Origin of the sequence: Cobetia sp. MM1IDA2H-1 (assembly GCF_002916775.2) — a bacterium.
In the GTDB taxonomy this organism is placed as follows: domain Bacteria; phylum Pseudomonadota; class Gammaproteobacteria; order Pseudomonadales; family Halomonadaceae; genus Cobetia; species Cobetia marina.
Map to the genome: position 1 here is coordinate 767,848 of NZ_CM133225.1, position 23,978 is coordinate 791,825.

At 63.1% G+C, this 23,978-nt stretch carries 21 protein-coding genes; 16 read left to right on the forward strand and 5 right to left on the reverse strand.

The window, feature by feature from the left end; genetic code table 11:
- Positions 1 to 58 precede the first annotated feature (58 nt).
- The 9 genes from BOH68_RS03270 to BOH68_RS03310 all read left to right on the forward strand — a co-directional run bounded on the left by BOH68_RS03270 (position 59) and on the right by BOH68_RS03310 (position 10,218).
- Positions 59 to 559, forward strand: a complete 501-nt coding sequence (locus BOH68_RS03270) for an Lrp/AsnC ligand binding domain-containing protein (protein ID WP_077371505.1) — start codon at positions 59 to 61, stop codon at positions 557 to 559.
- 105 nt (positions 560 to 664) lie between these two features.
- Positions 665 to 1,417, forward strand: a complete 753-nt coding sequence (locus BOH68_RS03275; RefSeq protein ID WP_077371508.1) for a HesA/MoeB/ThiF family protein — start codon at positions 665 to 667, stop codon at positions 1,415 to 1,417.
- Positions 1,418 to 1,713: 296 nt separating this feature from the next.
- Entirely contained in the window at positions 1,714 to 3,099 is a 1,386-nt protein-coding gene (locus tag BOH68_RS03280; protein ID WP_077371511.1) for an NAD(P)/FAD-dependent oxidoreductase, read from the forward strand.
- 99 nt (positions 3,100 to 3,198) lie between these two features.
- A complete protein-coding gene (locus BOH68_RS03285) occupies positions 3,199 to 4,368 on the forward strand; it encodes an ABC transporter ATP-binding protein (RefSeq protein WP_077371514.1) in 1,170 nt (389 codons plus the stop codon).
- 2 nt (positions 4,369 to 4,370) lie between these two features.
- Positions 4,371 to 5,294, forward strand: coding sequence for an ABC transporter permease (locus BOH68_RS03290; protein WP_077371517.1), 924 nt, complete (start codon positions 4,371 to 4,373; stop codon positions 5,292 to 5,294).
- The gene (locus tag BOH68_RS03295) at positions 5,291 to 6,091 is read left to right on the forward strand and encodes an ABC transporter permease (RefSeq protein ID WP_077371520.1); all 801 of its coding nucleotides are present in this window, start codon (positions 5,291 to 5,293) and stop codon (positions 6,089 to 6,091) included. The genes BOH68_RS03290 and BOH68_RS03295 overlap by 4 nt, the downstream gene beginning before the upstream one ends.
- Positions 6,092 to 6,197: 106 nt before the next feature.
- Positions 6,198 to 7,262 carry an ABC transporter substrate-binding protein gene (locus BOH68_RS03300; RefSeq protein ID WP_077371523.1) on the forward strand — a complete coding sequence of 355 codons (1,065 nt, stop codon included), beginning with the start codon at positions 6,198 to 6,200 and terminating at the stop codon, positions 7,260 to 7,262.
- Between the two features lie 73 nt (positions 7,263 to 7,335).
- The gene (locus tag BOH68_RS03305) at positions 7,336 to 8,733 is read left to right on the forward strand and encodes a glutamine synthetase family protein (protein WP_077371526.1); all 1,398 of its coding nucleotides are present in this window, start codon (positions 7,336 to 7,338) and stop codon (positions 8,731 to 8,733) included.
- Positions 8,734 to 8,925: 192 nt separating this feature from the next.
- A complete protein-coding gene (locus BOH68_RS03310; RefSeq protein ID WP_077371529.1) occupies positions 8,926 to 10,218 on the forward strand; it encodes an NAD(P)/FAD-dependent oxidoreductase in 1,293 nt (430 codons plus the stop codon).
- An 83-nt stretch (positions 10,219 to 10,301) separates the two neighbouring features.
- On the opposite strand, the gene BOH68_RS03315 is transcribed toward BOH68_RS03310, so the two are convergent.
- Positions 10,302 to 11,678, reverse strand: coding sequence for a glutamine synthetase family protein (locus BOH68_RS03315; protein WP_077371532.1), 1,377 nt, complete (start codon positions 11,676 to 11,678; stop codon positions 10,302 to 10,304).
- Positions 11,679 to 11,934: 256 nt separating this feature from the next.
- Here BOH68_RS03315 and BOH68_RS03320 point away from each other — a divergent pair, with 256 nt between their 5' ends.
- Positions 11,935 to 12,720 carry a gamma-glutamyl-gamma-aminobutyrate hydrolase family protein gene (locus BOH68_RS03320; RefSeq protein WP_077371535.1) on the forward strand — a complete coding sequence of 262 codons (786 nt, stop codon included), beginning with the start codon at positions 11,935 to 11,937 and terminating at the stop codon, positions 12,718 to 12,720.
- Positions 12,721 to 12,840: 120 nt separating this feature from the next.
- Positions 12,841 to 14,337, forward strand: a complete 1,497-nt coding sequence (locus BOH68_RS03325; protein WP_077371538.1) for an aldehyde dehydrogenase — start codon at positions 12,841 to 12,843, stop codon at positions 14,335 to 14,337.
- Between the two features lie 123 nt (positions 14,338 to 14,460).
- On the opposite strand, the gene BOH68_RS03330 is transcribed toward BOH68_RS03325, so the two are convergent.
- The 4 genes from BOH68_RS03330 to gatC all read right to left on the reverse strand — a co-directional run bounded on the left by BOH68_RS03330 (position 14,461) and on the right by gatC (position 18,492).
- A complete protein-coding gene (locus tag BOH68_RS03330) occupies positions 14,461 to 15,012 on the reverse strand; it encodes a cupin domain-containing protein (protein ID WP_077371541.1) in 552 nt (183 codons plus the stop codon).
- A gap of 126 nt (positions 15,013 to 15,138) precedes the next feature.
- Positions 15,139 to 16,593, reverse strand: coding sequence for an Asp-tRNA(Asn)/Glu-tRNA(Gln) amidotransferase subunit GatB (gene gatB / locus BOH68_RS03335; protein WP_077371544.1), 1,455 nt, complete (start codon positions 16,591 to 16,593; stop codon positions 15,139 to 15,141).
- Positions 16,593 to 18,071 (reverse strand): Asp-tRNA(Asn)/Glu-tRNA(Gln) amidotransferase subunit GatA, encoded by a 1,479-nt coding sequence (gene gatA / locus BOH68_RS03340; RefSeq protein ID WP_077371547.1) that lies wholly within the window; start codon positions 18,069 to 18,071, stop codon positions 16,593 to 16,595. The genes gatB and gatA overlap by 1 nt, the downstream gene beginning before the upstream one ends.
- Positions 18,072 to 18,204: 133 nt before the next feature.
- Complete coding sequence (gene gatC, locus BOH68_RS03345; protein ID WP_077371550.1) at positions 18,205 to 18,492, reverse strand: Asp-tRNA(Asn)/Glu-tRNA(Gln) amidotransferase subunit GatC; 288 nt, start codon at positions 18,490 to 18,492, stop codon at positions 18,205 to 18,207.
- A 242-nt stretch (positions 18,493 to 18,734) separates the two neighbouring features.
- On the opposite strand from gatC, the gene BOH68_RS03350 reads away from it, so the two are divergent.
- From BOH68_RS03350 to rng, 5 genes are all read left to right on the forward strand, one after another.
- A complete protein-coding gene (locus tag BOH68_RS03350; RefSeq protein WP_043332576.1) occupies positions 18,735 to 19,772 on the forward strand; it encodes a rod shape-determining protein in 1,038 nt (345 codons plus the stop codon).
- Between the two features lie 57 nt (positions 19,773 to 19,829).
- Positions 19,830 to 20,795, forward strand: coding sequence for a rod shape-determining protein MreC (gene mreC / locus BOH68_RS03355; RefSeq protein WP_255304420.1), 966 nt, complete (start codon positions 19,830 to 19,832; stop codon positions 20,793 to 20,795).
- Positions 20,795 to 21,277, forward strand: a complete 483-nt coding sequence (gene mreD / locus BOH68_RS03360; protein ID WP_077371553.1) for a rod shape-determining protein MreD — start codon at positions 20,795 to 20,797, stop codon at positions 21,275 to 21,277. Before mreC ends, mreD begins: the two co-directional genes overlap by 1 nt.
- 87 nt (positions 21,278 to 21,364) lie before the next feature.
- The gene (locus tag BOH68_RS03365; protein ID WP_077371556.1) at positions 21,365 to 22,045 is read left to right on the forward strand and encodes a Maf family protein; all 681 of its coding nucleotides are present in this window, start codon (positions 21,365 to 21,367) and stop codon (positions 22,043 to 22,045) included.
- Between the two features lie 139 nt (positions 22,046 to 22,184).
- Positions 22,185 to 23,648 carry a ribonuclease G gene (gene rng, locus BOH68_RS03370; RefSeq protein ID WP_077371558.1) on the forward strand — a complete coding sequence of 488 codons (1,464 nt, stop codon included), beginning with the start codon at positions 22,185 to 22,187 and terminating at the stop codon, positions 23,646 to 23,648.
- The last annotated feature ends 330 nt before the right edge of the window (positions 23,649 to 23,978 follow it).

A 23,978-nucleotide genomic window follows, 5' to 3' on the forward strand; every position in this document is an offset into this window, starting at 1 on the left:
GAAAGACAGGAGTAAGGATGATCCTGCTGCAAGTCACCCTGCTGGGAAAACTATTATAATGAAAGCGAAATCACGTTCTCTGGACCGCATTGACCTCAAGATCCTGCGCTGCCTGCAAGAAAATGCGCGCATTTCCTATGTCGACCTCGCCTCCGAGGTGGGACTCTCCACCACTCCCTGTCTGGAGCGAGTCAAACGCCTCGAGCGTGCCGGCATCATCCGTGGCTACAAGGCCGTGCTGGACCCCAAGGCGCTCAAGGCCAATCTGCTGGTCTTCGTCGAGATCAGCCTCGAGACCCAGTCACCCTCCGTCTTCGATGAATTCCGCCGTGCCGTCTCCAAGCTGCCGCAGATCCAGGAGTGTCATCTGGTCTCGGGGCAGTTCGATTACATCCTCAAGTGCCGGATTCCGGAAATGTCCGCCTATCGGCAGTTGCTCGGGGATGTGGTGCTGACGCTGCCCGGGGTCAAGGAATCCAAGAGCTATGTGGTGATGGAAGAGGTCAAGGAGCAGTTCTCGCTGCATGTGCCGGACATCGAGGATCTCGACGCCAAGTGACGAGCCCCTGATGCCAGCGGCAGGGCTCAGGGTTTAGAGCTCAGGCCCAGGCCCGGCGGCCGGCCAAAGCATTCACTTCATTCACAGACAGACGGCTCACCTTCCATGCAAGATTCGCAACTGCTGCGCTATTCGCGTCAGATATTGCTCCCTCAGGTCGATATCGCGGGTCAGCAACGATTGCTGGCCGCGCGGGTGCTGGTGATCGGGGCTGGCGGTCTGGGGTGCCCGGCGGCGCTCTATCTGGCGGCAGCCGGTGTCGGCACGCTGGTGCTGGCCGATGATGACCATGTCGAGCTCTCCAATCTGCAACGTCAGATCGCCCACGGAGAGGCGGACATCGACCAGCCCAAGGCGCGCTCGCTCGCCAGCTCGGTGTCGGCGATCAATCCCGACACCGAGGTGATCGCCCTGTCCGAACGTCTTCAGGGCGAGGCGCTGGCCGAGCAGGTCGCCGCCGCGGACGTGGTGCTCGATTGTACTGACCGTTTCAGTTCGCGCTTCCCGATCAACGCCGCCTGCGTGGCGGCAGGCACGCCGCTGGTGTCGGGTGCCGCGATTCGTTTCTCCGGTCAGTTGGCGGTATTTGATCGCCGTGAGGCAGATGCGTCGTGTTACGGCTGCCTGTATTCGCCGGAAGAGCAGGGCGATGAAGAGCTGACCTGTGCCGAGAGCGGGGTCATCGCGCCGTTGGTCGGCATCATCGGGGCCTTCCAGGCGCTGGAAGCGCTCAAGCTGATCAGTGGTGCCGGGCGTGTGCATCGAGGGCTCGCCACCTTCGATGGCCTGACCGGTGAGTGGCGACGCATGGGGCTCAAGCGTGACCCCGCCTGTCCGGTATGTCGTCGCTCGACATGACATGAGTGGAGCACTCCCCGAGCCCCCTTCACGCCAATGCGTGGAGGGTCTGTCACCAAGCCCCGCAGCCTCTCAGGCTGCGGGGCTTTTGCTTTTCTGGTCTCAAAAGTCTGACGTTGATGACCTCAGGGGGGGGCGCCATTGTGGGGCGTCAAAAGGGGTGTAAAACAGTGCGTGTTGAAAATTTATACCTCGCGGGGCAATCAATATGCAGTATTTGCCGATGACGTGTGGTAAATAACGCAAATATTCCCCGGGTCGGTGAATAAACTCAACAGTGGCGGGTAAGGAGGGGCATGGTCGGCTGCAGATCAGGCGCGACAGACGAGCCGCGGCGAGACCGCCAGGAAGCGCAGCGTGGGCGTGATGACATCCGCTCCTACTACCAGGCCAGTCAGCGTGTGACGCTTGCGCCCTGTCCACCGTTGGCCGGTGAACGACGCGCTGATGTCTGCGTGATCGGCGGCGGTATCACCGGCTGCTCAGCGGCTCTGCATCTCGCTGAGCGTGGCTATTCGGTCATCCTGCTGGAGGCGCGCGGCATCGGCTTCGGGGCTTCGGGACGCAGTGGCGGCCAGATCCTGCCGGGACTTGGCACCGACATCGCCACGGTCGAGAAGGCTCTCGGCCGTGAGCAGGCGCATGCCATCTGGGAGATGAGTCGCGAGTCGGTTCGTCTCACCACCGCACTGATCGAGAAGCACCGGATCCCCTGTGATTATACCCGCGGCTATCTGCATGCTGCCGTCAAGCCGCGACATGTGCGCGAATTGCAGGAATTTCAGGCGCGCATGGCACGCGATCATGACTACCATGCATTGCAGTGGTTGCAGGGGGATGCCCTGCGAGCGCGAGTCGTTACCGATGCCTATCCCGGGGCGCTGCATGATGGAGAGGGTGGCCATCTGCATCCGCTGAATTACACCCTCGGGCTTGCGCGTGCTGCCCAGCGGGCAGGCGTTACGATCTGTGAACAGAGTCCTGTGCTCAAGCTCGAGCATGGCCGAAGTGGCAGTGGCATCGTCGCCAATGGCTCCGGTGGGCAGGCAGGGCGTGCGCGTGTGCATACCGCGCAGGGCAGCGTGAGTGCCGAGTTCGTGGTGGTGGCGACCAACGCCTATCTCGATGGCCTGGTCCCGCGGCTGGATGAGCGCATCATGCGCGTCGCCAATTATATCGTGGCCACCGAACCGCTCAGCGAAGCACAGGTCGCGCAGGTGTTGCCGGGCAATGATGCCCTTTCCGATGCCAACTTCGTGCTCGACTACTACCGTCTCTCTGCTGACAGGCGCCTGCTCTACGGGGGGGAGGTGAGCTATACCGGACGAGAGCCGCGCCACCTCAAGACGCGCATGGACGGCAAGATTCGCCGTCTGTTTCCGGCGCTTGACGGGGTGGGGATCGATTACCGCTGGGGGGGTGACGTGGCCATCACCATGAATCGGGCACCGGACTTCGGGCGTCTTGCCCCGAATGTCTATTACGCCCAGGGGTACTCGGGACATGGCATGTCGCTTGCAGGGCTGGCGGGCAAATTGATCGCCGAGACGATTGCCGGCCAGGCGGAACGTTTCGATGTCTTTGCCGCCATGCCCCACCGCGCCTTCCCGGGTGGACACTGGTTGCGAACTCCTCTGCTGGTCCTGGCGACCAGCTTCTACACGCTGCGTGATCGGCTCTAGGCCGAAGCCATGATGAAGGTGCTGCACATTTGACATCGTTGATCATCCCGACAGCCCATGAGCGGGACACGACTGGTGAGTAATCGCAAGGGAGGCGCGATGAGCGCAGTGGACAGCAACGAGGGTATGGCGCCTGAGCGAGACACGAGAGAGTCGTCGGAGGCTGGCCAGCCCCGGTTCCATTGCCGTGCCGCGTCATCCATTCAGCTCAAGGGGCTGCACAAGCGCTTCGGCAACGAGGTGGCGGCGCTTGATGGTGTGGATCTCGCCATTCAGCCCGGCGAGTTCTTCACGCTATTGGGGCCTTCCGGGTGTGGCAAGACGACGCTTCTGCGCATTCTGGCGGGGCTGGAGGCATTGGATGAGGGGCAGGTGGTGATCGGCGGGCGCGATGTCACCGATGTGCCGCCGCATCAGCGCAGCGTCAATACGGTCTTCCAGTCCTATGCGTTGTTCCCGCATCTCAGCGTGCGTGACAACCTCGCCTTCGGTCTGCGCATGCAGGGCATGCCGAGTGGCGAGCGCGAGGCAAAGGTCGCCGAGATGGCCGAGTTCATCAAGCTGGGGAGTCTGATCGATCGCCGGGTCGACCAGCTCTCAGGTGGTCAGCGCCAACGTATCGCGCTGGCGCGGGCGCTGGTCTGCGAGCCGGATGTGCTGCTGCTGGATGAACCGCTGTCGGCGCTGGATGCCGGGCTGCGCAGTCAGATCCAGATCGAGCTGCTGCGTCTGCAGAAGCGCCTTGGCATGACCTTCGTGTTCGTCACCCATGATCAGCAGGAAGCGATGGTGATGTCGGACCGCATCGCGGTGCTCGACAGCGGCAGCATCCAGCAGGTGGGGACGCCGCGCGAGATCTATGAATGCCCGGTCAATGCCTTCGTGGCGCGTTTCATGGGGCATGCCAATCTGTTCGAGATCACGGCTCGCGATGACAGCCGCGATGACGCCGTCCGGCTGACCACGCCGCTGGGCATGCTGACGGCGCAGGCACCGGGCAGCGGCGGGTTGCTGCTGCTGCGCCCCGAGACGCTGGAACTGCGCCGGCGTCCCGCCAGCGAATTCGAACGCTACGACGTGCTGGAAAATCATCTGCCGGGCCGAGTACAGGAGCGACTGTACCGCGGTAGCCATGCCGAATATCGCGTGGAGGTGGCGGGTGTCACCTTGCAGGTGGTGGTCAACAATCGGGGCGGCCAGTTGCCGGACGTGGGAGACCACGTCGATGTGGTGGTGGCCGCGCAAGACCTGATCACGCTGGAGGCATGACGATGGCCTATCACGGGAGCTTGCCCACGGCACGCAGTCGCGCGGTGGTGGCCGAGTCACGCCACCTGCTGTTGACGGTCGCCCCCGGCGCGCTGTGGATCATCATCTTCCTGGTGCTGCCCAGTCTCTATCTGATGAGCGTGGCCTTCATGAGCAATGGCCCCTATGGCTTGCCGGAGATGCCCTTGTCGCTGACCTCGTTTACGCAGCTGGCGGGTCAGGGCTTTCTCGGCTGGAGCCCGGGCAATCTCATGACGCTGGGGCGTTCGCTGTGGCAGACCGTGCTTTCCACCGTGCTGGTGGTGCTGGTGGCGTATCCGATCGCCTATCACATCTCGCAGGCAGACCAGCGCTGGCGGCCGATCATGCTGCTGGCGGTAGTCGTGCCGTCCTGGACCAATCAGGTCATCCGCACCTTTGGCTGGATGAACCTGCTGGCGCCGGGCACGCCGTTGGCGGAGCTGGCCGAGGCCATGGGCATGATCGCGCCCAACATGGGGCTCTATCCGTCCAATTTCGCGGTCACGCTGGGGCTGGTCTACAACTTCCTGCCCTTCATGGTACTGCCGCTGTATGCCGCTTTCGAGAAGCTCAATCTCTCGCTGGTGGAAGCGGCGCAGGATCTCTACGCCTCGCCGCTCAAGGCCTTCTGGCATGCGGTATTCCCCCAGACGTTGCCGGGGCTGCTGGCGGGGGTGGTGCTGGTGGCGATCCCGGCGTTCGGCATGTACGTGATTCCGGAACTGCTCGGCGGTGGCAAGGGCATGATGCTGGGCAATCTGGTCGCCAATCAGTTCTCCGGCAGTGCCAACTGGCCGCTGGGGGCGGCGGGGGCGATCCTGATGTTGATCGCGACCTTCATCGGACTCTATGCCATGCGTCGCATCGGCAGGCGCCTGGGTGGCGGTGAAGAGGTGGTGATATGACGCGCGGCGGACTTCACAAGGGATTGCGGGGCTTCTGGTGGCTGACGCTCGGTTTTCTGTATCTGCCGCTGATCGTGGTGATGCTTTTCTCCTTCAATGCCTCCAACAGTGCCGCAAGCTTCACCGGCGTGTCGCTGCGCTGGTATCGGCGTCTGCTGGGCAATGACGCGATTCTGTCGGCGCTGGGCAATTCGCTGCTGCTGGCAGTGGTGTCGTCATTGCTGGCGCTGATGATCGGCACGCTGATCGGGTATGGCATGTATCGCCACCGTCATCGCAAGCTGGGCTGGCTGATCGTGCTGATCTATCTGCCCATCGTGCTGCCGGACATCGTGTTCGGGATCTCGGAAATGACCTTCTTCGTCAAGATCAATGAGTTGACCGGTCTGCTGTCGCCGGGGCTGGGCACCATGATCATCGCGCATGTCACCTTCCAGATTCCCTTCGTGGCGCTGATCGTCTATTCACGCTTCGTCGGTCTGGATCCGACATTGTTCGAGGCGGCCAAGGACCTCTATGCCACGCCGCGCCAGCGCGTGCAGTTCTTCATGTTGCCGACCCTGAAGCCGGCGTTGATCTCGGGCTTCCTGCTGTCCTTCACGCTGTCGCTGGATGACTTCGTGATCAGCTTCTTTACCGCCGGACCGGAGAGCGCCACCTTGCCCATCTACATCTGGAGCGCGATACGCAAGGGCGTGACACCGGAGATCAATGCCATCGCCACCCTGATGATGGCGGTGGTCGCCCTGGCGGCGATCGTGAGTCTTGCGCTGTCACGCCGGCGCAGCGCTTCATGATTTCGCTGGAGGATCACTCGTCGTACCCCGCCCCTGACCAGGCAGGCATGCCGGTATCGGGGGCGGGCATTCACCACCTCTCTCATCGACTGAACGGAGCATCACAATGACAACTCACACGCTGCGTCTCGCGGTCGCCATCGGCAGTCTGCTGCTGGCAGGCGCCGCCCAGGCTGAAGACAGGAAGCTGTATCTCTTCAACTGGACCCAGTACATGGACCCGGAGATCATCACCGCCTTTGAAGAGGCCTTCGATGTCGAGGTGGTCGAGAATTATTACAACTCCCTGCCGGAAATGCTGGCCAAGCTGAATGCCGGCGGGGTGTCCCAATACGATATCATCGTGCCGTCCAATTACTACGTGCCGCGCCTGATCAACACCGGCCTGGTCCAGAAGATCGACAAGGCGAAAGTGCCCAACCTGGCCAATGTCGATGCGCAGTTCAAGGACCCGAGCTTTGACCCGGGAGCCAACTACACCGTCCCGTATCAGTGGGGAGTCACCGGGCTGGTCTACAACGCCAGCACGTTCAAGGATGCCCCCAAGAGCTGGTCACTGCTGTTTGATCCCGCCGTCAATGCCTCATATCCGTTCAGCCTGATGGGCGATGGCCAGGTCAGCATGGGGGCGGCCTGTGCCTATCTCGGTCATGGCTATGACTGTACCGGCATGGATGCCTGGCGTGAGGCGGCCAGATTGCTGATCGAGACCAAGCATCGCGACAACTTCAGCGGCTTCTCCGATGGCACGCCGGCCCTGCAACAGCTGGCACGCAAGGTCACGCATGGTGCGCTGTCCTACAACGGCGACTATCTGTTCTATCTGGACGAGAATCCGGAGTCCTTCGCCGATATCAAGTACATGATTCCGGATGAAGGTGCCGAGAAGTGGGTCGATTCGATGATGATTCCCGCCAAGGCGCCGCATCCTGAGCTGGCACACGCCTTCATCAACTTCCTTCTGGACGCCAAGGTCGGCGCGCAGTTGTCCAACTACAACTACTACGCCAGCCCCAATGCCGCCGCCAGGCCGTATCTGGATGAGGTGCTGACCCAGCCACCGATCCAGCCCTCCGAGGATGACATGGCGCGTCTGCATTTCTCGCCGAGTCTCTCCGGTGAGCAGTTGCAGATCTTCCAGCAGTTATGGTCGGAAGTGCAGGCCCGTTGAGTCGGCGTCTCGTCGATCGCGGGCATCTCGTCATTGACCGCAGGCGCTGCCTGCGGTGTTCAAGGAAGGTGTTATGAGTGTCAATCACGTGGGTCACGAGCAGCCGGGTCATGAAGATGATGACGCGATCCTGCAGGAATGGTTCGCCGCTCACGGTATCACCGAGGTGGAATGTCTGGTCACGGATCTGACCGGCATTCTCAAGGGCAAGATCATGCCTGCGCGCAAGTACCTCAATGGCGGGCGGCCACGCCTGCCGGATTCGCTGTTCATCCAGACCGTCACGGGAGGCTATCCGGATGATGAAGACAGCCGCTTCTGGAACCCGGCCGAACAGGACATGCAGCTGATTCCGGACGTGAATGCGCTCTATCTGGTGCCGTGGGCGGAAGACCCCACCGCACAGGTCATCCACGATTGCTATTACCTGAATGGTGAGCCGGTCGAGCTGTCGCCACGCTATGTGCTCAAACGGATACTGGCATTGTATGCCGAACAGGGCTGGCAGCCGGTGGTGGCGCCGGAGGCCGAGTTCTATCTGGTCAAGACCAATACCGACTCCGATTATCCGCTGGAACCGCCCATCGGCCGCAGCGGTCGGCAGGAGAGCAGCCGTCAGTCCTTCTCCATCGATGCGGTCAATGAATTCGATCCACTGTTCGAGGAGATGTATGACTACTGCGAGGCGATGGGGCTGGATCTCGACACCCTGATCCATGAAGAGGGAGCGGGGCAGATGGAGGTCAATTTCGAGCATGGGGATGCTCTTTCTCTCGCCGACCAGGTGGTGATGTTCAAGCGCACCCTGCGGGAGACGGCGCTGCGACATGGCATGTACGGGACCTTCATGGCCAAGCCGATGGCCTATCAGCCGGGCAGTTCGATGCATATTCACCAGAGCCTGGTGGATGTCGAGTCAGGCAATAACCTGTTTGCCGATGCGTCGGGTCAGCCGAGCACGCTGTTCCGTCACTTCATCGGGGGCCTGCAGACCTATCTGCCCGCCGCGATGCCGTTCTTCGCCCCCAACGTCAATTCCTATCGGCGTCTGATGCGCAATGACACCAGTGGCTCCGCACCCATCAATGTCGAGTGGGGCCTGGACAACCGCACCGTGGGCCTGCGGGTGCCGGTGTCGGACGCGGCAGGTACGCGGGTCGAGAATCGTCTGGCGGGTGCCGATGCCAATCCCTATCTGGTGATGGCGGCTTCGCTGGCGTGTGGTTATCTGGGAATGATGGAGCGGATCGAGCCGCGCCCTCCGGTGGTCGGCTCGGCCTGGGAGGGCGGCAATACCCTGCCGGACGATATCGGCCCGGCACTCGATGCTCTGCATGCCTGTACGCCGTTGGCCAACATCCTCGGCGAGCGCTTCGTGAAGAGTTATCTGGCCGTCAAGCGTGCCGAGCATGGGGAATACTTCCAGGTCATCAGCTCCTGGGAGCGTGAGCACCTGCTGCTGCGTGTCTAGACCCCTGCGGTACGCCAACGGATACCGGGAGGCCACGACATCCGTCGTGGCCTCCCGAGGTTCAGGGGAAGAGGCGGGCGGAAGAAGGGTTGTCGTCAGTGAGAGGCATGACGCGTCAGTCCGGCGCTCATGGTGTGTATCTGCAAGATGTCTTGTTCGCAGGTTGATCTGGTCTACCACAAGGATGCTGTCATGAGTGCCACTACCCCCCTGGAGTCTGCCGCCTCCTGGTATGCCGCTTCCGCCAATGTCGCCCCCGAGCGCCCGCCGTTGTCCGGTGAGGTCAGCTGCGATGTCTGCGTGGTCGGCGCTGGCTTCACGGGAATCTCGGCGGCACTGCACCTGGCCGAGCAGGGGCTCAAGGTGATGGTGCTGGAGGCCGCCTGCGTGGGATATGGGGCCTCGGGTCGCAATGGCGGGCAGATCGTCAACAGTTACAGTCGCGACATGGACGTGATCGAGGCGCGCTTCGGCGCACGGACGGCGCAGGCATTGGGCGACATGGCCTTTGAGGGCAATCGCATCATTCGGGATCGCATCGCTGACTATGCCATCGACTGTGATCTGCGCGACGGCAATCTCTTTGCCGCCTGCAACGCGCGTCAGTTCAAGGGGCTCAAGGAGCACAAGGCCCTCTGGGAGCGCTATGGCAATACCAGTCTCGAATTGCTGGAAGGGGATGCCTACCAGCGTGAAGTGAGCGCCGAAGGGTATACGGGCGCCCTGGTCGACCACTCCGGCGGCCATCTCCATCCGCTCAATCTGGTGCTGGGCGAGGCCGCGGCCTTCGAGTCCCTCGGCGGGGTGATCTTCGAACATAGCCCGTTGGTGAGTCTCGAGCATGGCAGTCCGGTCGTGCTCAGGACGGCCGCTGGCGCCATCCGGGCCGAGCGTGTGGTGATGGCGGGCAATGCCTATCTTCACGGTGTGCTGCCGGAGCTCGAGGGCAAGTCGATGCCCTGCGGCACGCAGATCATCGCCACCGAGCCGTTGGCGGATGACGTGGCGCGCGGGCTGCTGCCCAATGGCATGGCGGTGGAGGACTGCAACTATCTGCTGGATTACTACCGCCTGACTCGCGACAACCGTCTTCTCTTCGGGGGCGGTGTCAACTACGGCGGTGAAGACCCCGCCGATATCGAGTCCCTGATTCGGCCCAAGCTGCTCAAGGTCTTCCCGCAGCTGGCCAGCGTCAGGATCGACTATGCCTGGAGCGGAACCTTCCTGATGACGCTCAATCGACTGCCGCAGTTCGGCGTGCTCAATGACAATGTCTATTACGCCCAGGGGTATTCCGGGCATGGCGTGACCTGCAGTCACCTCGCTGGGCGACTGATCAGCGAGGTGATGAGGGGGCGTGAGGGTCGCTTCGATGCCTTCGCGAACCTGCCGCATCTGCCGTTCCCCGGGGGACGACTGTTGCGAGTGCCGCTGTCTGCCGTGGGAGCCTGGTACTACCAGACACGCGACAGGCTCGGCCTCTGACGCACTCGAAGCGGGAGGTCAGGGCCAGTGGGCGCGCTCCGGCCGGAATGCCCACTGGGCAAGCGTGTCCGGGGTGAGGCGCCTCAGATGCTGCGCAGGTACCAGTCGTATTCCAGACGGCTGATGATCTGCATCGCGGCCTCGCGCTCCGCCCGGCGACCGGCAATGAAGACATTCAGGAAGCGCTCGCTGAAAGCGGCCGTGAGGGGAGCGCTTTCCTCCAGCAGCGTCAGGGCCTCGGGCCAGCTGTTGGTCAGGCTGGGCTCGAACTGATCATAGGCATTGCCGGTCACCGGCTCACCCGGGGAGATCCGATGGGTGATGCCATGGATGATGGAGGCCAGCAGCGTCGCCAGCAGCAGGTAGGGATTGACGTCAGCCCCGGCGACCCGATGCTCCAGCCGACGCGCCTCATTGGGGCCGGAGGGAATGCGGATGGCGACCGAGCGGTTGTCGAATCCCCAGGTGGGCGCCATCGGTACGTACAGGCCCTGCTGGAAACGGCGATAGGAATTCAGGTTGGGGGCAAACAGCGCCATGGAGGCGGGCATGAGTTCCAGCAGGCCGCCGATGGCGTGACGCAGGGTCTCGGTGCCCAGAGGATTCTCGCCGGGGTCTGCGAAGACATTGTGTCCATCGCGGTCCACCAGGCTCAGGTGCGCATGCATGCCATTGCCGGCTTCATCACCGTACGGCTTGGCCATGAAGGTCGCGTCGAAGCCATGACGCAGGGCGACACCCTTGATCAGGCGTTTGAGCAGGACGGCGCTGTCACAGGCCTTCATGACGTCGTCGAGATGAATCAGGTTGATCTCGAACTGACCCGGGGCGCACTCCTTGAGCGCGGTATCCAGCGGCAGCTGTTGGATGCGTGCGGCATCCTGGATCTCTTCCAGAAAGTCGGCATATTCATCCAGCTCTCCGATGGAGTAGAGCTGGCTTTCCGTGGCGCGCTCACCCGTGAGCGGAGAGCAGGGTGGCTGCACCATGCCCAGGTCATCGCGCTCACGATCCACGAGATAGAACTCCAGTTCCAGCGCGACGACGGCGGTCAGCCCCATCCCGGCCAGAATATCGACCTGTTTCTGCAGCTGATTGCGGGGGTCCGCGAAGAAGGGGCCGTCCCTGTCATCGCGCATGTTCATCAACAGCTGGCCTTGCTTGCCGCCGCGCAGCCAGGGGGCTGGCATCAAGGTGCCGGGGATCGGGCGGCAGACCTGATCCCCATCCCCGGTCTCCAGGCCCAGACCGGTCTCTTCGATGGTGTTGCCGGCGATATCGATCGCGAAGACGGAGCCTGGCAGGTTGATGCCCTGCTCGTAGGCCTTTTCCAGATTCTCGCGCGGGATACGCTTGCCGCGCTGGATGCCGCTGATATCACTGATCAGCAGGTCGATGCTCTCGATTTCCGGATGGCGGTCCAGAAACTCTCTGGCCTCATCGACGTGAAGGCTGTTCATTGGGGGGCCTGTGAGTGGGTGGTGGCACATCATATATCGCCACGCCATCCCGTGTTGTCAAATAATTCACAGCGCTTACCCGTTGCACCCTTGAGGCAGTATCATCGGCTGAGGCGCTTTCTTTCGATCTCTGTCCCGTGGTTTCCCCTTGCTTGAGATTGCCTTCGTGCCTGATTGGCAGGATGTCAGTTCAATCGATGTTGAATAAAACATACCAAATGACCGGGGTGCATGAGTGGCCCCTGAAGGAGAACCCATGACGTCTCGCCCTCTGGTGGGTGTGATCGCCTGCCGTCGCACGATTGAAGGCCATCCGGCGCACATGGTGACTGACAAGTACGTCAGTGCCCTGCGCGAATTCGGACTGGAGCCACTGGTGATCCCGGTATGGGAAGACGTCATGGCTGACTCGGCCAGAGCGCTGCTGGCGCGACTGGATGGGTTGCTGCTGACGGGCAGCTATTCCAACGTGCATCCGGCGCGGTATGGCGAGGCCATCGCGCCGGAGAATACCTATGAAGACACGGCACGAGATGCGTCAGCCATGGCCTGGGTACCGCTGGCGCTCGAGTTGCAACTGCCGTTGCTGGGTATCTGTCGCGGCTTTCAGGAGCTGAACGTCGCCTTCGGTGGCAGCTTGCATCAGGCGGTGCAGAACGTGCCCGGCTTGAGGGATCATCGTGAGCCCGAGGGCGATCTCGACGTGCAGTTCGCCCCCTCCCACGGCATCAGCATCCTGCCGGGCGGACGGCTGGCCGAGTTGTACGCCGCGCCTGAGGCGCGGGTCAATTCCGTGCATCAGCAGGGGATCGCGCGGCTGGGCGAAGGGCTGCGTGTCGAAGCGGTCGCTCCGGATGGTCTGGTGGAGGCGATCTCGATCATCGCAGCGGGAGCCTTCACGCTGGCGGTGCAATGGCATCCCGAATGGAAACCACGTCAGCATCCGCTGTATCAGGCGATTCTGGAAGGATTTGCCGCGGCCTGTCGGGACAGGTCCAGGCAAGCATCATCCGCTGAGGAGACACCTCGTCAGCCGTCGTGAAGATGACGACGAAGCCGTGTCCCGCGCGCCTGCAGACGCTGCAGGATGACACGGCGCTGGCTGCCTCTCCCGCGTTCTCGTGTGACCTGCCCCCTCTTACCTGACTTCGGAATCCTGATCATGAGTCGTCCCCGGACATTGACCGATTGGCAGGCGCTCGCCGCCCGTCTGACGCCGCAACTGCAAGGCAATGCCTTCATCAACGATGACTTCGTGCCGGCGGTCAGCGGCGAGACCTTCGAGTGCCTCAATCCGGCCACTGGGAAACGATTGGCGAAGGTGGCCAGCTGTGACGGCGCCGATGCCGAGATCGCCGTCCGGCATGCGCGCGCCGCCTTCAAGAGGGGGGGCTGGTCGCGCATGGCGCCTGTCGAGCGCAAGGGGGTGCTGCTCAGGCTGGCGGACCTGATGGAGAGACACCAGTATGAGCTGGCGCTGCTGGATACCCTCGACATGGGCAAGCCGATCACCAGCGCGCTGGATGATGTGGCGGGAGCGATCGGCTCGATCCGCCATCAGGCCGAGTCCATCGACAAGCTGTACGGCGAGGTCGCGCCGACCGGCGAGCAGGTGCTGGGGCTGGTGCTGCGCGAGCCGCTGGGGGTGGTGGCCTCCATCGTGCCGTGGAACTTCCCGCTGATGATGACGGCCTGGAAGGTCGCGCCGGCGCTGGCCGCGGGCAACAGTGTCATCCTCAAGCCGTCGGAGAAGTCACCACTGTCAGCGCTGCGTCTGGCGGCACTCGCACGTGAGGCAGGTCTCCCGAGTGGCGTCTTCCAGGTGTTGCCGGGCTTCGGGCATACCGTCGGGCGTGCGCTGGCCCTGTCGATGGACGTCGAGTGTCTGGCCTTCACCGGTTCCACCACCGTCGGCAAGCAGCTGATGCAGTATGCCGGACAGTCGAACCTGAAGCGTGTCTTCCTGGAGTGCGGTGGCAAGAGCCCCAACATCGTGTTCGCCGATTGCGCGGATCTGGATCGCGTGGCGGAGAGTGCCGCTGCCGCCATCTTCTACAACCAGGGGGAGGTCTGCATCGCCGGTTCTCGCCTGCTGGTGGAAAACTCGATCCGCGACGCCTTCGTCGCCAAGGTGGTGGCGGCTGCCGAGCGCATGCAGCCGGGCGACCCGCTGGACCCGACAAGCTTCATGGGGGCGATGGTCGACAGCACCCAGCATGAGCGCGTGATGGGCTACATCCGCAAGGGGATCGAGGAGGGGGCGGTGCTGCGTGCCGGCGGCGAAGACGTTGCCGGGCCGGGGCTGTTCATCCGTCCGGTGGTCTTCGATGGCGTCACGCCCGAGATGGTGATCGGCCGTGAGGAAATCTTCGGGCCGGTGCTGTCGGTCTTCGGTTTCGAGACCGAAGAGGAGGCGCTGGCGCTGGCCAATGACAGTGATTTCGGACTGGCGGCGGGGCTCTGGAGCCAGGACATCGGCCGCATCATGCGCATGACCCATCGTCTCGAATCCGGCCAGGTCTTCGTCAACAACTGGGCGGGGGGCGATCAGAGCATGCCCTTCGGCGGCGTGAAACAGTCCGGCAACGGCCGCGACAAGTCCCATCACTCGCTGGCGGAATATACCCAGCTCAAGAGTGTCTGGATCGCGCTGAGCTGAACTGAAACCGGGCCGAACCGGGCTGTCACGCGTTGGCGGAAACACCGTGCAGCACGAAAAGAGGCCACGCGATCGCGTGGCCTCTTTTCTGTTGTCATCTGCCGCAAGTGTTTGCCGCAAGGTCTAGAACATGCGTGCCGGCGTCGCACAGCTGACCAGACGGCACTCGACTTCGCCGATGTTGCGAAAGCGATGCGGCACATTGGTATCGAAGTAGTAGGCTTCACCGGCTTTCAATACCCGGGTGTCGCTGCCGATGGTGATCTCGATCTCGCCTTCGATGACCACCCCGGCTTCCTCTCCCTGATGGGTGATCATTTCGCGGCCGGTGTCACTGACAGGCGGGTAGGTCTCGATCATGAACGACAGATTGCGATCCTGACGCTTGGCCCCGACCAGTTTGAAGGCCACCTCTCCGCTGCCCACGTTCGTCAGCTCCTCTTCGCCATAGAACACCTTGGCGGTGTTCTCGAGTTCCATGGTGAAGAAATCACCGATGCTCATGGGAATGGCGGCGAGAATCTTGGACAGTGAGCTGACCGAGGGGCTGACCTTGCCCTGTTCGATCAGTGACAGGCTCGAATGGGTCACCCCACAGCGCTTGGCCAGCTCGCGTTGCGAGATGCCCCGCAGCGTACGCAGCGCCCGCAGGCGCGCACCGACATCATCTGCCATCAGAACTTCCTTCGCGAAGCGACGATTGACTGGAAATGCCTTGAGTCCTTGAGCGACAACGGCCAGCCTCGGGATGTCCGTGACTGGCCGTTGCATGCAGCGACAGGATGACTCAGAGGCGCAGGATCAGCTGAGGCTGTCCAGCTTTTCCTTGAGCACCTTGTTGACCTGTTGCGGGTTGGCGGTGCCGCGTGAGGCCTTCATCACCTGACCGACGAAGAAGCCGATCATCTTGCCACGCTTGTCCGGTTCGGCTTCCTGATACTGGGTCACCTGAGCCGGATTGTCGGCGATCACCTGGTCGACCACTGCCTCGATGGCACCGGTGTCCGTGACCTGCTTGAGGCCACGTGACTCGATGATCTCGTCGGCGCTCTCGCCTTCGCCATCCCACAGCGCGGCGAACACCTGCTTGGCGGCCTTGCCGTTGATGGTCTCATCGACGATACGCTTGATCAGGCCCCCCAGCTGGGCTGCCGAGACCGGGCTCACGGTGATGTCGAGATTTTCCTTGTTGAGACGCCCGGCCAGTTCGCCCTGCACCCAGTTGGCGGCTTGCTTGGCGTCGCCGCAGACATCCTTCACTTCCTCGAAGAAGTCGGCCATCTCACGGCTGGCGGACAGCACGCTGGCATCATAGGCGGACAGCCCCAGTTCGCCCTCGAAGCGTGCGCGCTTCTCGGCCGGCAGCTCCGGCAGAGTCTGGCGCAGGTGTTCGATGTAGGCGTCGTCGACTTCCACCGGCAGCAGGTCCGGGCACGGGAAGTAGCGGTAGTCGTTGGCTTCTTCCTTGGTGCGCATGCTGCGCGTCTCGTCGGCATCCGGATCATACAGGCGGGTTTCCTGCACGACCTTGCCGCCGTCCTCGATCAGCTCGATCTGACGCTCCACCTCGAAGTGGATGGCGCGCTCGATGAAGCGGAAGGAGTTGACGTTCTTGATCTCCGCGCGAGTGCCGAAGGCTTCCTGCCCCTTGGGGCGCACCGAGACGTTGACGTCGCAACGCAGGGAACCTTCGGCCATGTTGCCGTCGGAGATGCCGAGGTACGTCACGATGGCGTGGATCGCCTTCACGTAGGCCACCGCTTCCTTGGCGGAGCGCATGTCCGGCTCGGAGACGATTTCCAGCAGCGGTGTGCCGGCACGGTTCAGGTCGATGCCGGTCATGCCCTGGAAGTCTTCGTGCAGCGACTTGCCGGCGTCTTCCTCGAGGTGGGCATGGTGGATGCGGATCGACTTGCGCGTGCCATCCTCGAGCAGGATCTCGAGTTCACCCGGCCCGACGATGGGCTGATCCATCTGGCTGGTCTGGTAGCCTTTGGGCAGATCCGGGTAGAAGTAGTTCTTGCGCTCGAACACCGAACGGCCGGCCACGGCGGCATTGACGGCGAGGCCGAAGCGCACGGCCATGGCCACGGCCTGCTCGTTGAGCACCGGCAGGGTGCCCGGCAGGCCGAGATCGACGGCGCTGGCCTGGGTGTTGGGCTCGGCACCGTAGGTGGTGGACGAGCCGGAGAATATCTTTGACTGGGTGGCGAGCTGAGCGTGAACCTCAAGCCCGATTACGACTTCCCATTGCATCAGGCTTGCTCCTGTCCGAATTCCGGGCGCTGGCGGTGCCAGTCGGTGATTTGCTGGAACTGGTGCGCGACGCCCAGCAGGGTCTGCTCACCGAAGTGCGGGCCGAGAATCTGCAGACCCACCGGGCGCTTGCCAGCCAGACCGGCCGGCACGCTGATGCCCGGAATGCCCGCCAGGTTGATGGCGATGGTGTAGAGATCCTGCAGGTACATGGACAGCGGGTCCTTGTGCGCGCCGAGATCGAACGCCGGGGTCGGTGCCGCCGGCCCCATCAGCACATCGACCTGGTCGAAGGCATCGAGGAAGTCCTGACGGATCAGGCGACGCACCTTCTGGGCCTTGATGTAGTAGGCATCGAAGAAGCCTTCGGACAGGGTGTGCGTGCCGATCAGGATGCGGCGCTTCACCTCGTCGCCGAAGCCTTCTTCACGGGTGCGCTTGTAGAGGTCTTCCAGGTCCTGCGGGTCTGCGCAGCGGTGGCCGAAACGCACGCCGTCGTAACGCGACAGGTTGGAGGAGGCCTCGGCCGGTGCGATCACGTAGTAGGTCGGGATGGCCAGGTGGGTATGCGGCAGGGAGATTTCCTGCACGCTGGCACCGGCATCCTCGAAGACCTTGATCGCGGCACGCACGGAGGCTTCGACCTCCGCTGACAGGCCGTCGCCGAAGTATTCCTTCGGCAGGCCGATCTTCAGGCCCTTGAGGTCATAGTCCAGGCCTTCGACGTAGTCTGGCACGCCACGTACCACGCTGGTGGAGTCACGCGGGTCGGCGCCGGCGATCACGTTCATCAGGCGCGCGCAGTCCTCGGCGGAGCGTGCCATCGGGCCACCCTGATCGAGACTGGAGGCGTAGGCGATCATGCCGTAGCGGGAGACGCGGCCGTAGGTCGGCTTGAGGCCGGTGATGCCACAGAAGGCGGCCGGCTGGCGGATGGAGCCACCGGTATCGGTGCCCAGTGCCGCCGGGGCGAGGCCTGCGGCGACGGCAGCGGCGCTGCCGCCGGAGCTGCCACCCGGGACGGCGGACAGGTCCCACGGGTTCTTGACCGGACCGTAGTAACTGTTCTCGTTCGAGGAGCCCATCGCGAACTCATCGAGGTTGGTCTTGCCCAGCATCACCACGCCTTCCGCCTTGAGCTTCTCGATCACGGTGGCGTCGTAGGGGGAGATGAAGTTGTCGAGCATCTTCGAGCCGCAGCTGGTGCGCACACCCTCGGTGCAGAAGATGTCCTTGATGGCCATCGGCACGCCGGTCAGCGGTGCGGCATTGCCGGCGGCGCGCCTGGCGTCCGCGGCATCGGCCTCGCGCAGCGCCTCTTCACGGCACAGGGTGATGTAGCTGTTGAGCTCGCCGTCGAGGCGTTCGATACGGGCCAGGAAGGCTTCCGTCAGCTCGCGACTGGTGTACTCGCCGGCCTCGAGGCCTTGCGCCAGCTCACTGAGCGTCTTGTCATGTAGTGCAATGGACGATGACATGTTCGATTCCATCTGTGCACACGATGCAAAGGGCATCGCACGCGGAAATTCCGGGGGCGGACGGGGCGTGCCGCGTGGCGTGGTATCAGGTCTGGCGGTCTCTCACCTCACGTGAGGGATCGGCCAGGCGTGATCACTCGACGACGCGCGGTACCAGATACAGCCCCTGTTCTGTGGCCGGAGCCACCTGCTGAAAACGCTCGCGCTGATTTGACTCGGTGACTTCGTCGGCACGCAGGCGTTGCGTGGCTTCCAGCGGGTGCGCCAGGGGAGCGACGCCGTCGGTGTCGACCTGTTGCAGCTGGTCGACCATGGCGAGAATCCGATCAAGATCCGCGACATAGGCTTCGGCATCCTGCGAGGCAAGACCCAGGCGTGCGAGGTGAGCGGCACGCAGCACATCTGAATGTTCAAGGGCCATGGAAGTTTCCCTGTCTTGGCTTCGTGAGGCTTGAGGTAACGGCGAGTGCAGTCTGCTCGGTGACCTGGCGTTGGCCAGCGGTGAGGCAACTGCTCGCCCGTTGCGCTGTCACAGTGTGATTCGGCGTGAAATGTACCACATCTGCGGCGCGCTGGCAGGCGTGTCAGCTTGCCGCCATGGGGTGGCAATGGTACCGTTCGCGTCTGCACAGGGTTCCGGTCTGGACTAGGTGATCAACTTCCATGTTTAAACGTTTACGTGGGCTGTTCTCGAGCGATCTGTCGATCGATCTGGGTACCGCCAACACGCTCATTTATGTGCGCGGTCGCGGTATCGTGCTCGACGAGCCCTCCGTCGTTGCCATTCGCCAATCCGGGAATGCCCGCAGCGTCGCGGCTGTCGGTGCCGATGCCAAGCGCATGCTGGGGCGTACCCCCGGCAATATCACGGCCATCCGCCCGATGAAGGACGGCGTCATCGCCGACTTCACCGTCACCGAACAGATGCTCCAGCATTTCATCCGCAAGGTGCATCAGAGCACCTTCCTGACGCCCAGCCCTCGCGTTCTGGTGTGCGTGCCGTGCATGTCGACCCAGGTCGAACGCCGCGCCATCAAGGAATCGGCCGAAGGGGCCGGTGCGCGTGAGGTCTACCTGATCGAGGAGCCCATGGCGGCCGCGATCGGTGCTGGTCTTCCCGTCGAGGAAGCCATGGGCTCCATGGTGGTCGACATCGGTGGTGGTACCACCGAGATCGCCATCATCTCGCTCAACGGCGTGGTCTACTCCGAGTCGGTACGCATCGGCGGCGACCGCTTCGACGAAGCCATCACCTCCTACGTGCGTCGCCATTACGGCAGCCTGATCGGTGAAGCGACGGCCGAGCGCATCAAGGAAGAGATCGGCTGTGCCTACCCGGGCGGCGAGCTGCGCGAGATCGACGTGCGCGGTCGCAATCTGGCCGAAGGCATTCCACGCTCCTTCACGCTCAACTCCCACGAGATTCTCGATGCGCTGCAGGAGCCGCTGGCGGCCATCGTCTCGGTGGTCAAGAGCGCGCTCGAGCAGTCTCCACCGGAGCTGGCATCCGACATCGCCGAGCGCGGTCTGGTGTTGACCGGCGGTGGTGCGCTGCTGCGTGACATCGACAAGTTGATCGCGGAAGAGACGGGCCTGCCGGTGATCATCGCCGAAGACCCGCTGACCTGCGTGGCGCGTGGCGGTGGCAAGGCGCTGGAAATGATCGATCAGCACACCTTCGAGCTGCTGTCGAGCGATTGACCTCGTCCGGGGCCGGGTGTGCTGTACGGCTGGTCCCGGCCTGTCGGAGGAAGTGCTATCAAACCCCTGTTCACGCGTGGCCCCGTGCCCGGCTATCGCATGCTGTTGTGTGCGGTGCTGTCCTTCGCGCTGATGTTTGCCGAAGATCGCTTCAGCTGGATGGTCGACGTGCGTGCCAGCATGGCGACACTGGTTTCCCCTGTGCAATGGGTGGTCAGTCTGCCTACAGAGGGCCTCAGCTGGGGCGCACTGGTGTTTGCCGACCAGCAGAAGCTCGCCGATGAAAACCGGGCACTGCGTGAGCAGCTGCTCAATCTGTCCAGCCGTGTGCAACGCATGGCGAGCCTGTCTGCCGAGAATTCCCGTCTGCGCGAATTGCTCAATGCCGGTCAGCGCAGCGATATCCCCTACATCACGTCCCAGTTGCTGACGCTTGATGCTGATCCGTTCTCCCATCGCATGGTGGTGGATCGCGGTGAGCAGGATGGCGTGCGCATCGGCCTGCCGGTTCTGGATGCCTACGGGCTGGTCGGTCAGGTCATCTCCACGTCGGCCTACAACAGTCGCGTGCTGATGATCAGTGATGCCAGTCATGCCGTGCCGGTGGAGGTCAATCGCAATGGCCTGCGCTTCATTGCCCAGGGCAGCGGCAAGATCGATCAGGTGGATGTGCTGCACGTGCCGGACACCGCGGATATCCGTGTCGGGGACCTGCTGGTGACCTCGGGGCTCGCGCTGCGCTTTCCGCGTGGCCTGCCGGTGGCACGTGTCACCGAGGTCTATCATGACCCCGGCAAGCCCTTCGCTCGCGTCAGTGCCGAACCCATTGCCCAGCTTGAGCGTTCGCGCAACTTCCTGATCCAGATGCCACCCGCCGTCGACGTGGAGAGCCTCTACGTGGATGACAGTCTTGACGAGCTGCCCAAGGACAACCTCGCCGCGCCCGCTTCGGACGCGGGTGACGAGGACGCGGCGGATGCCGAGGCGCAGCAGAGCGCCAATGCGCCAGGGGAGAACAACTGATGGCCTTTCGTCCCCAGACCACCTTGCTGTGCTGGTTCTCGTTGCTGCTGGCCCTGTGTCTTCAGGTCATGCCCTTGCCGGATGTGTGGTTGATCTGGCGTCCACAGTGGCTCGGTCTGATGCTGGTCTACTGGTGCATCGTCTCGCCGCAGAGTGTCGGTGTCTTCCATGGCTTCCTGTTCGGCCTGGCGCTGGATGTCCTGCAGGGGGCACCGCTGGGGCACAATGCACTGGTGCTCTCGCTGACCGCCTTCATGGGCGTGTTGCTCTACCAGCGCATCCGCGCCTACTCACTGCTGCAGCAGGCCTTGCTGGTGATCGTGGTGCTGGGCATCGCGCAGCTGGTGGACCAGTGGTTGCGCAGCATCTTCGGTGCCGGGCCAGTGAGTCTGTCCTTCCTGCTGTCGGCGGTGATCGGGGGTGCGCTGTGGCCCTGGCTCTACACCCTGCTGCAGATGCTGCGTCGTCGACTGACGGCGTGAGCCTGCGGCATGTCGTACGCATGAGAGCCGCCCCTTCGGGCGGCTTTCTGCTGTCTCATGATCAAGAAACCTGCCCAGGAGGGAGACATGTCAGCGTCGTCGTCCAGTGTCGCAACCCCCGCAGCGCCCGAGATTCCCGGACGTTCGCCACGTCTTGTCCTGGCGTCCGGCTCGCCGCGTCGGCGTGAGCTGCTGGCCAGTATCGGTGTCAAGTGTGAGGTGGCCCCGGTCGACATCGATGAAACACCTCGTCCCGATGAGTCGCCGGAGCACTACGTCATGCGCATGGCGCGTGAGAAGGCACAGGCCGGATTCAGGCGATTGGACAAGGGGGAGGCTGAGACGGTGGTGCTCGGAGCCGATACCGCCCTGGCGCTGGATGGCCGGATTCTGGGCAAGCCTCGCGATGAAGCGGATGCCCGCGAGATGCTGATGGCGCTTTCCGGTCGTCGTCATCAGGTCCTGAGCGCGGTGACGCTCTGCCATCGTCAGCAGTCGTCCGCCTCGAACGAGCCGTCACCATCCCTGTGCTGCGAGAGCGAGCTGGTCGAGAGCCGCGTGACATTTCGCGCCATCCATCGTGAGGAGGCCGCGCGGTACTGGGCCACGGGAGAACCCGCGGACAAGGCCGGCGGCTACGCGATCCAGGGGCTGGGCGCCATCTTCGTCAGCCATCTTGAAGGCAGTTACAGCGCGGTGGTCGGGCTGCCATTGCACGAGACGTCCCGCTTGCTCATGGCCAGGGGCATTGCCTGCTGGCAGTCGTGACGGTGGGCGGGCGGGCAGGGGGCCGCCGAGGGGATTGTGGAAAATCAGCCGCCGGTGACATCGTTAGTCGATAGACCACAGCCGGGGGCTGCCTTGCTATGTCATAATCGCAAGCAACGACTTTACAAGGACTTGCGCTATGAGTGGCGAGGTATTGATCAACCTGACACCGATGGAGACCCGCGTTGCGGTCGTCGAGAACGGTGTTCTGCAGGAAGCGTTCATCGAACGCAGCGGTCGGCGCGGTATCGTCGGCAATATCTATCGCGGCAAGGTGGTGCGCGTGTTGCCCGGCATGCAGGCGGCATTCGTGGACATCGGTCTCGAACGTGCCGCCTTCATCCATGCGCAGGAGGTGATGCCCGCGCATACCCCGCATGATGAGCAGCTGTCGATCCGCGAGCTGCTCAGCGAAGGTCAGCCGCTGGTGGTGCAGGTCACCAAGGACCCCATCGGCACCAAGGGCGCGCGTCTGACCACGCATCTGTCGGTACCATCCCGCTATCTGGTCTACATGCCCGACTCTCCCCACACCGGGGTGTCGCAGCGTATCGAGAGCGATGTCGAGCGTGAGCGGCTCAAGGAGATGACCGAGCGCTGCCTGACCGAGCTTGACCCGGACGCTCCGGGGGGCTTCATCCTGCGCACGGCCGCCGAGGGCATCAGCGAGGCGGAGCTCAAGCAGGACATGCATTTCCTGCTGCGGCTGTGGCGCAAGGTCAGCGAGCGGCGTCTGACTGCCGCCGTGCCCAGCGTGATCTATGACGATCTGCCACTGTTCATGCGTACCCTGCGTGACGTGATGCGAGACGAGATCGAGCGTGTGCGCATCGATTCCCGCGAGAACTATCTGCGCTTGAAGGAGTTCTCCAGCGAATTCATGCCGGACATGGAAGGGCGCATCGAATATTACCCCGGCGAGCGGCCGATCTTCGATCTGTTCAGCGTCGAGGATGAGCTTCACAAGGCGATGGGGCGCAAGGTCCAGCTCAAGAGCGGCGGCTATCTGGTGATCGACCAGACCGAGGCGATGACCACCATCGACGTCAATACCGGTGGCTTCGTCGGGCATCGCAATCTTGAAGAGACCATCTTCAAGACCAATCTCGAGGCGGCCACGGCGATAGCCCGCCAGCTGCGTCTGCGCAATCTGGGTGGCATCATCATCATCGACTTCATCGACATGGAAGAGGCCGAGCATCAGCGTCAGGTGCTCAGAGTGCTCGAGAAGTCGCTGGAGCGGGACCACGCCAAGAACAAGATGACCGGCGTGACCGAACTGGGGCTGGTGCAGCTGACCCGCAAGCGCACCCGCGAGAGTCTGGAGCAGGTGCTGTGCGAAGCCTGTCCGACCTGCCAGGGGCGCGGCACTCTCAAGACGCCGGAGACAGTCTGCTACGAGATCTTCCGTGAGATCATGCGCGAAGAGCGTGCCTACAGTCCGGATACCTACATGGTGCTGGCCTCCCAGAATGTGGTGGACCGTCTGCTGGATGAAGAGTCGGCCTCGGTGGCGGACCTCGAGAGTTTCATCGGCAAGACCATCCGTTTCCAGGTCGAGGCGCATTATACTCAGGAGCAATATGACATCGTTCTCATGTAAGGTGCCCGCCATCTGTGTTCCCGCCGGTGGAGTCTCGCCATCGGTGCATTGATACACTCGTTCCCCCTGCTGGCACAGCAGGGCGATGCATGGCCCTCGAGGTCGGGTGCCTCCCTCCTGCGTAGGCGTGAGGTAGCGTGTCATCATGTTTGCTCGGAGATCCGCGTGTGACCTCTTCCTCGGATGAGCCGCAAGTGCCACCCGCTGAGTCAGACAGGCTGACAGCGGGGGATGGACCGACGGAGTCGGCCGCCACGGCCGGTGATGCTCCGTCATCTCATCAAGCCTCGTCTCCCGTCCCTTCGCCTTCACGGCGGCGGCGCTGGGGGC

Bases quoted from the DNA above. Each gene is read 5' to 3' on its own strand.
- BOH68_RS03310 (WP_077371529.1), top strand. From the start codon at position 8,926: ATGAGTGCCACTACCCCCCTGGAGTCTGCCGCCTCCTGGTATGCCGCT.
- BOH68_RS03285 (WP_077371514.1), top strand. From the start codon at position 3,199: ATGAGCGCAGTGGACAGCAACGAGGGTATGGCGCCTGAGCGAGACACG.
- BOH68_RS03300 (WP_077371523.1), top strand. From the start codon at position 6,198: ATGACAACTCACACGCTGCGTCTCGCGGTCGCCATCGGCAGTCTGCTG.
- BOH68_RS03320 (WP_077371535.1), top strand. From the start codon at position 11,935: ATGACGTCTCGCCCTCTGGTGGGTGTGATCGCCTGCCGTCGCACGATT.
- BOH68_RS03280 (WP_077371511.1), top strand. From the start codon at position 1,714: ATGGTCGGCTGCAGATCAGGCGCGACAGACGAGCCGCGGCGAGACCGC.
- BOH68_RS03295 (WP_077371520.1), top strand. From the start codon at position 5,291: ATGACGCGCGGCGGACTTCACAAGGGATTGCGGGGCTTCTGGTGGCTG.
- gatC (WP_077371550.1), bottom strand. From the start codon at position 18,492: ATGGCCCTTGAACATTCAGATGTGCTGCGTGCCGCTCACCTCGCACGC.
- BOH68_RS03305 (WP_077371526.1), top strand. From the start codon at position 7,336: ATGAGTGTCAATCACGTGGGTCACGAGCAGCCGGGTCATGAAGATGAT.
- BOH68_RS03290 (WP_077371517.1), top strand. From the start codon at position 4,371: ATGGCCTATCACGGGAGCTTGCCCACGGCACGCAGTCGCGCGGTGGTG.
- BOH68_RS03270 (WP_077371505.1), top strand. From the start codon at position 59: ATGAAAGCGAAATCACGTTCTCTGGACCGCATTGACCTCAAGATCCTG.
- BOH68_RS03315 (WP_077371532.1), bottom strand. From the start codon at position 11,678: ATGAACAGCCTTCACGTCGATGAGGCCAGAGAGTTTCTGGACCGCCAT.
- rng (WP_077371558.1), top strand. From the start codon at position 22,185: ATGAGTGGCGAGGTATTGATCAACCTGACACCGATGGAGACCCGCGTT.
- BOH68_RS03275 (WP_077371508.1), top strand. From the start codon at position 665: ATGCAAGATTCGCAACTGCTGCGCTATTCGCGTCAGATATTGCTCCCT.
- BOH68_RS03365 (WP_077371556.1), top strand. From the start codon at position 21,365: ATGTCAGCGTCGTCGTCCAGTGTCGCAACCCCCGCAGCGCCCGAGATT.
- gatA (WP_077371547.1), bottom strand. From the start codon at position 18,071: ATGTCATCGTCCATTGCACTACATGACAAGACGCTCAGTGAGCTGGCG.
- BOH68_RS03350 (WP_043332576.1), top strand. From the start codon at position 18,735: ATGTTTAAACGTTTACGTGGGCTGTTCTCGAGCGATCTGTCGATCGAT.
- gatB (WP_077371544.1), bottom strand. From the start codon at position 16,593: ATGCAATGGGAAGTCGTAATCGGGCTTGAGGTTCACGCTCAGCTCGCC.
- mreD (WP_077371553.1), top strand. From the start codon at position 20,795: ATGGCCTTTCGTCCCCAGACCACCTTGCTGTGCTGGTTCTCGTTGCTG.
- BOH68_RS03330 (WP_077371541.1), bottom strand. From the start codon at position 15,012: ATGGCAGATGATGTCGGTGCGCGCCTGCGGGCGCTGCGTACGCTGCGG.
- BOH68_RS03325 (WP_077371538.1), top strand. From the start codon at position 12,841: ATGAGTCGTCCCCGGACATTGACCGATTGGCAGGCGCTCGCCGCCCGT.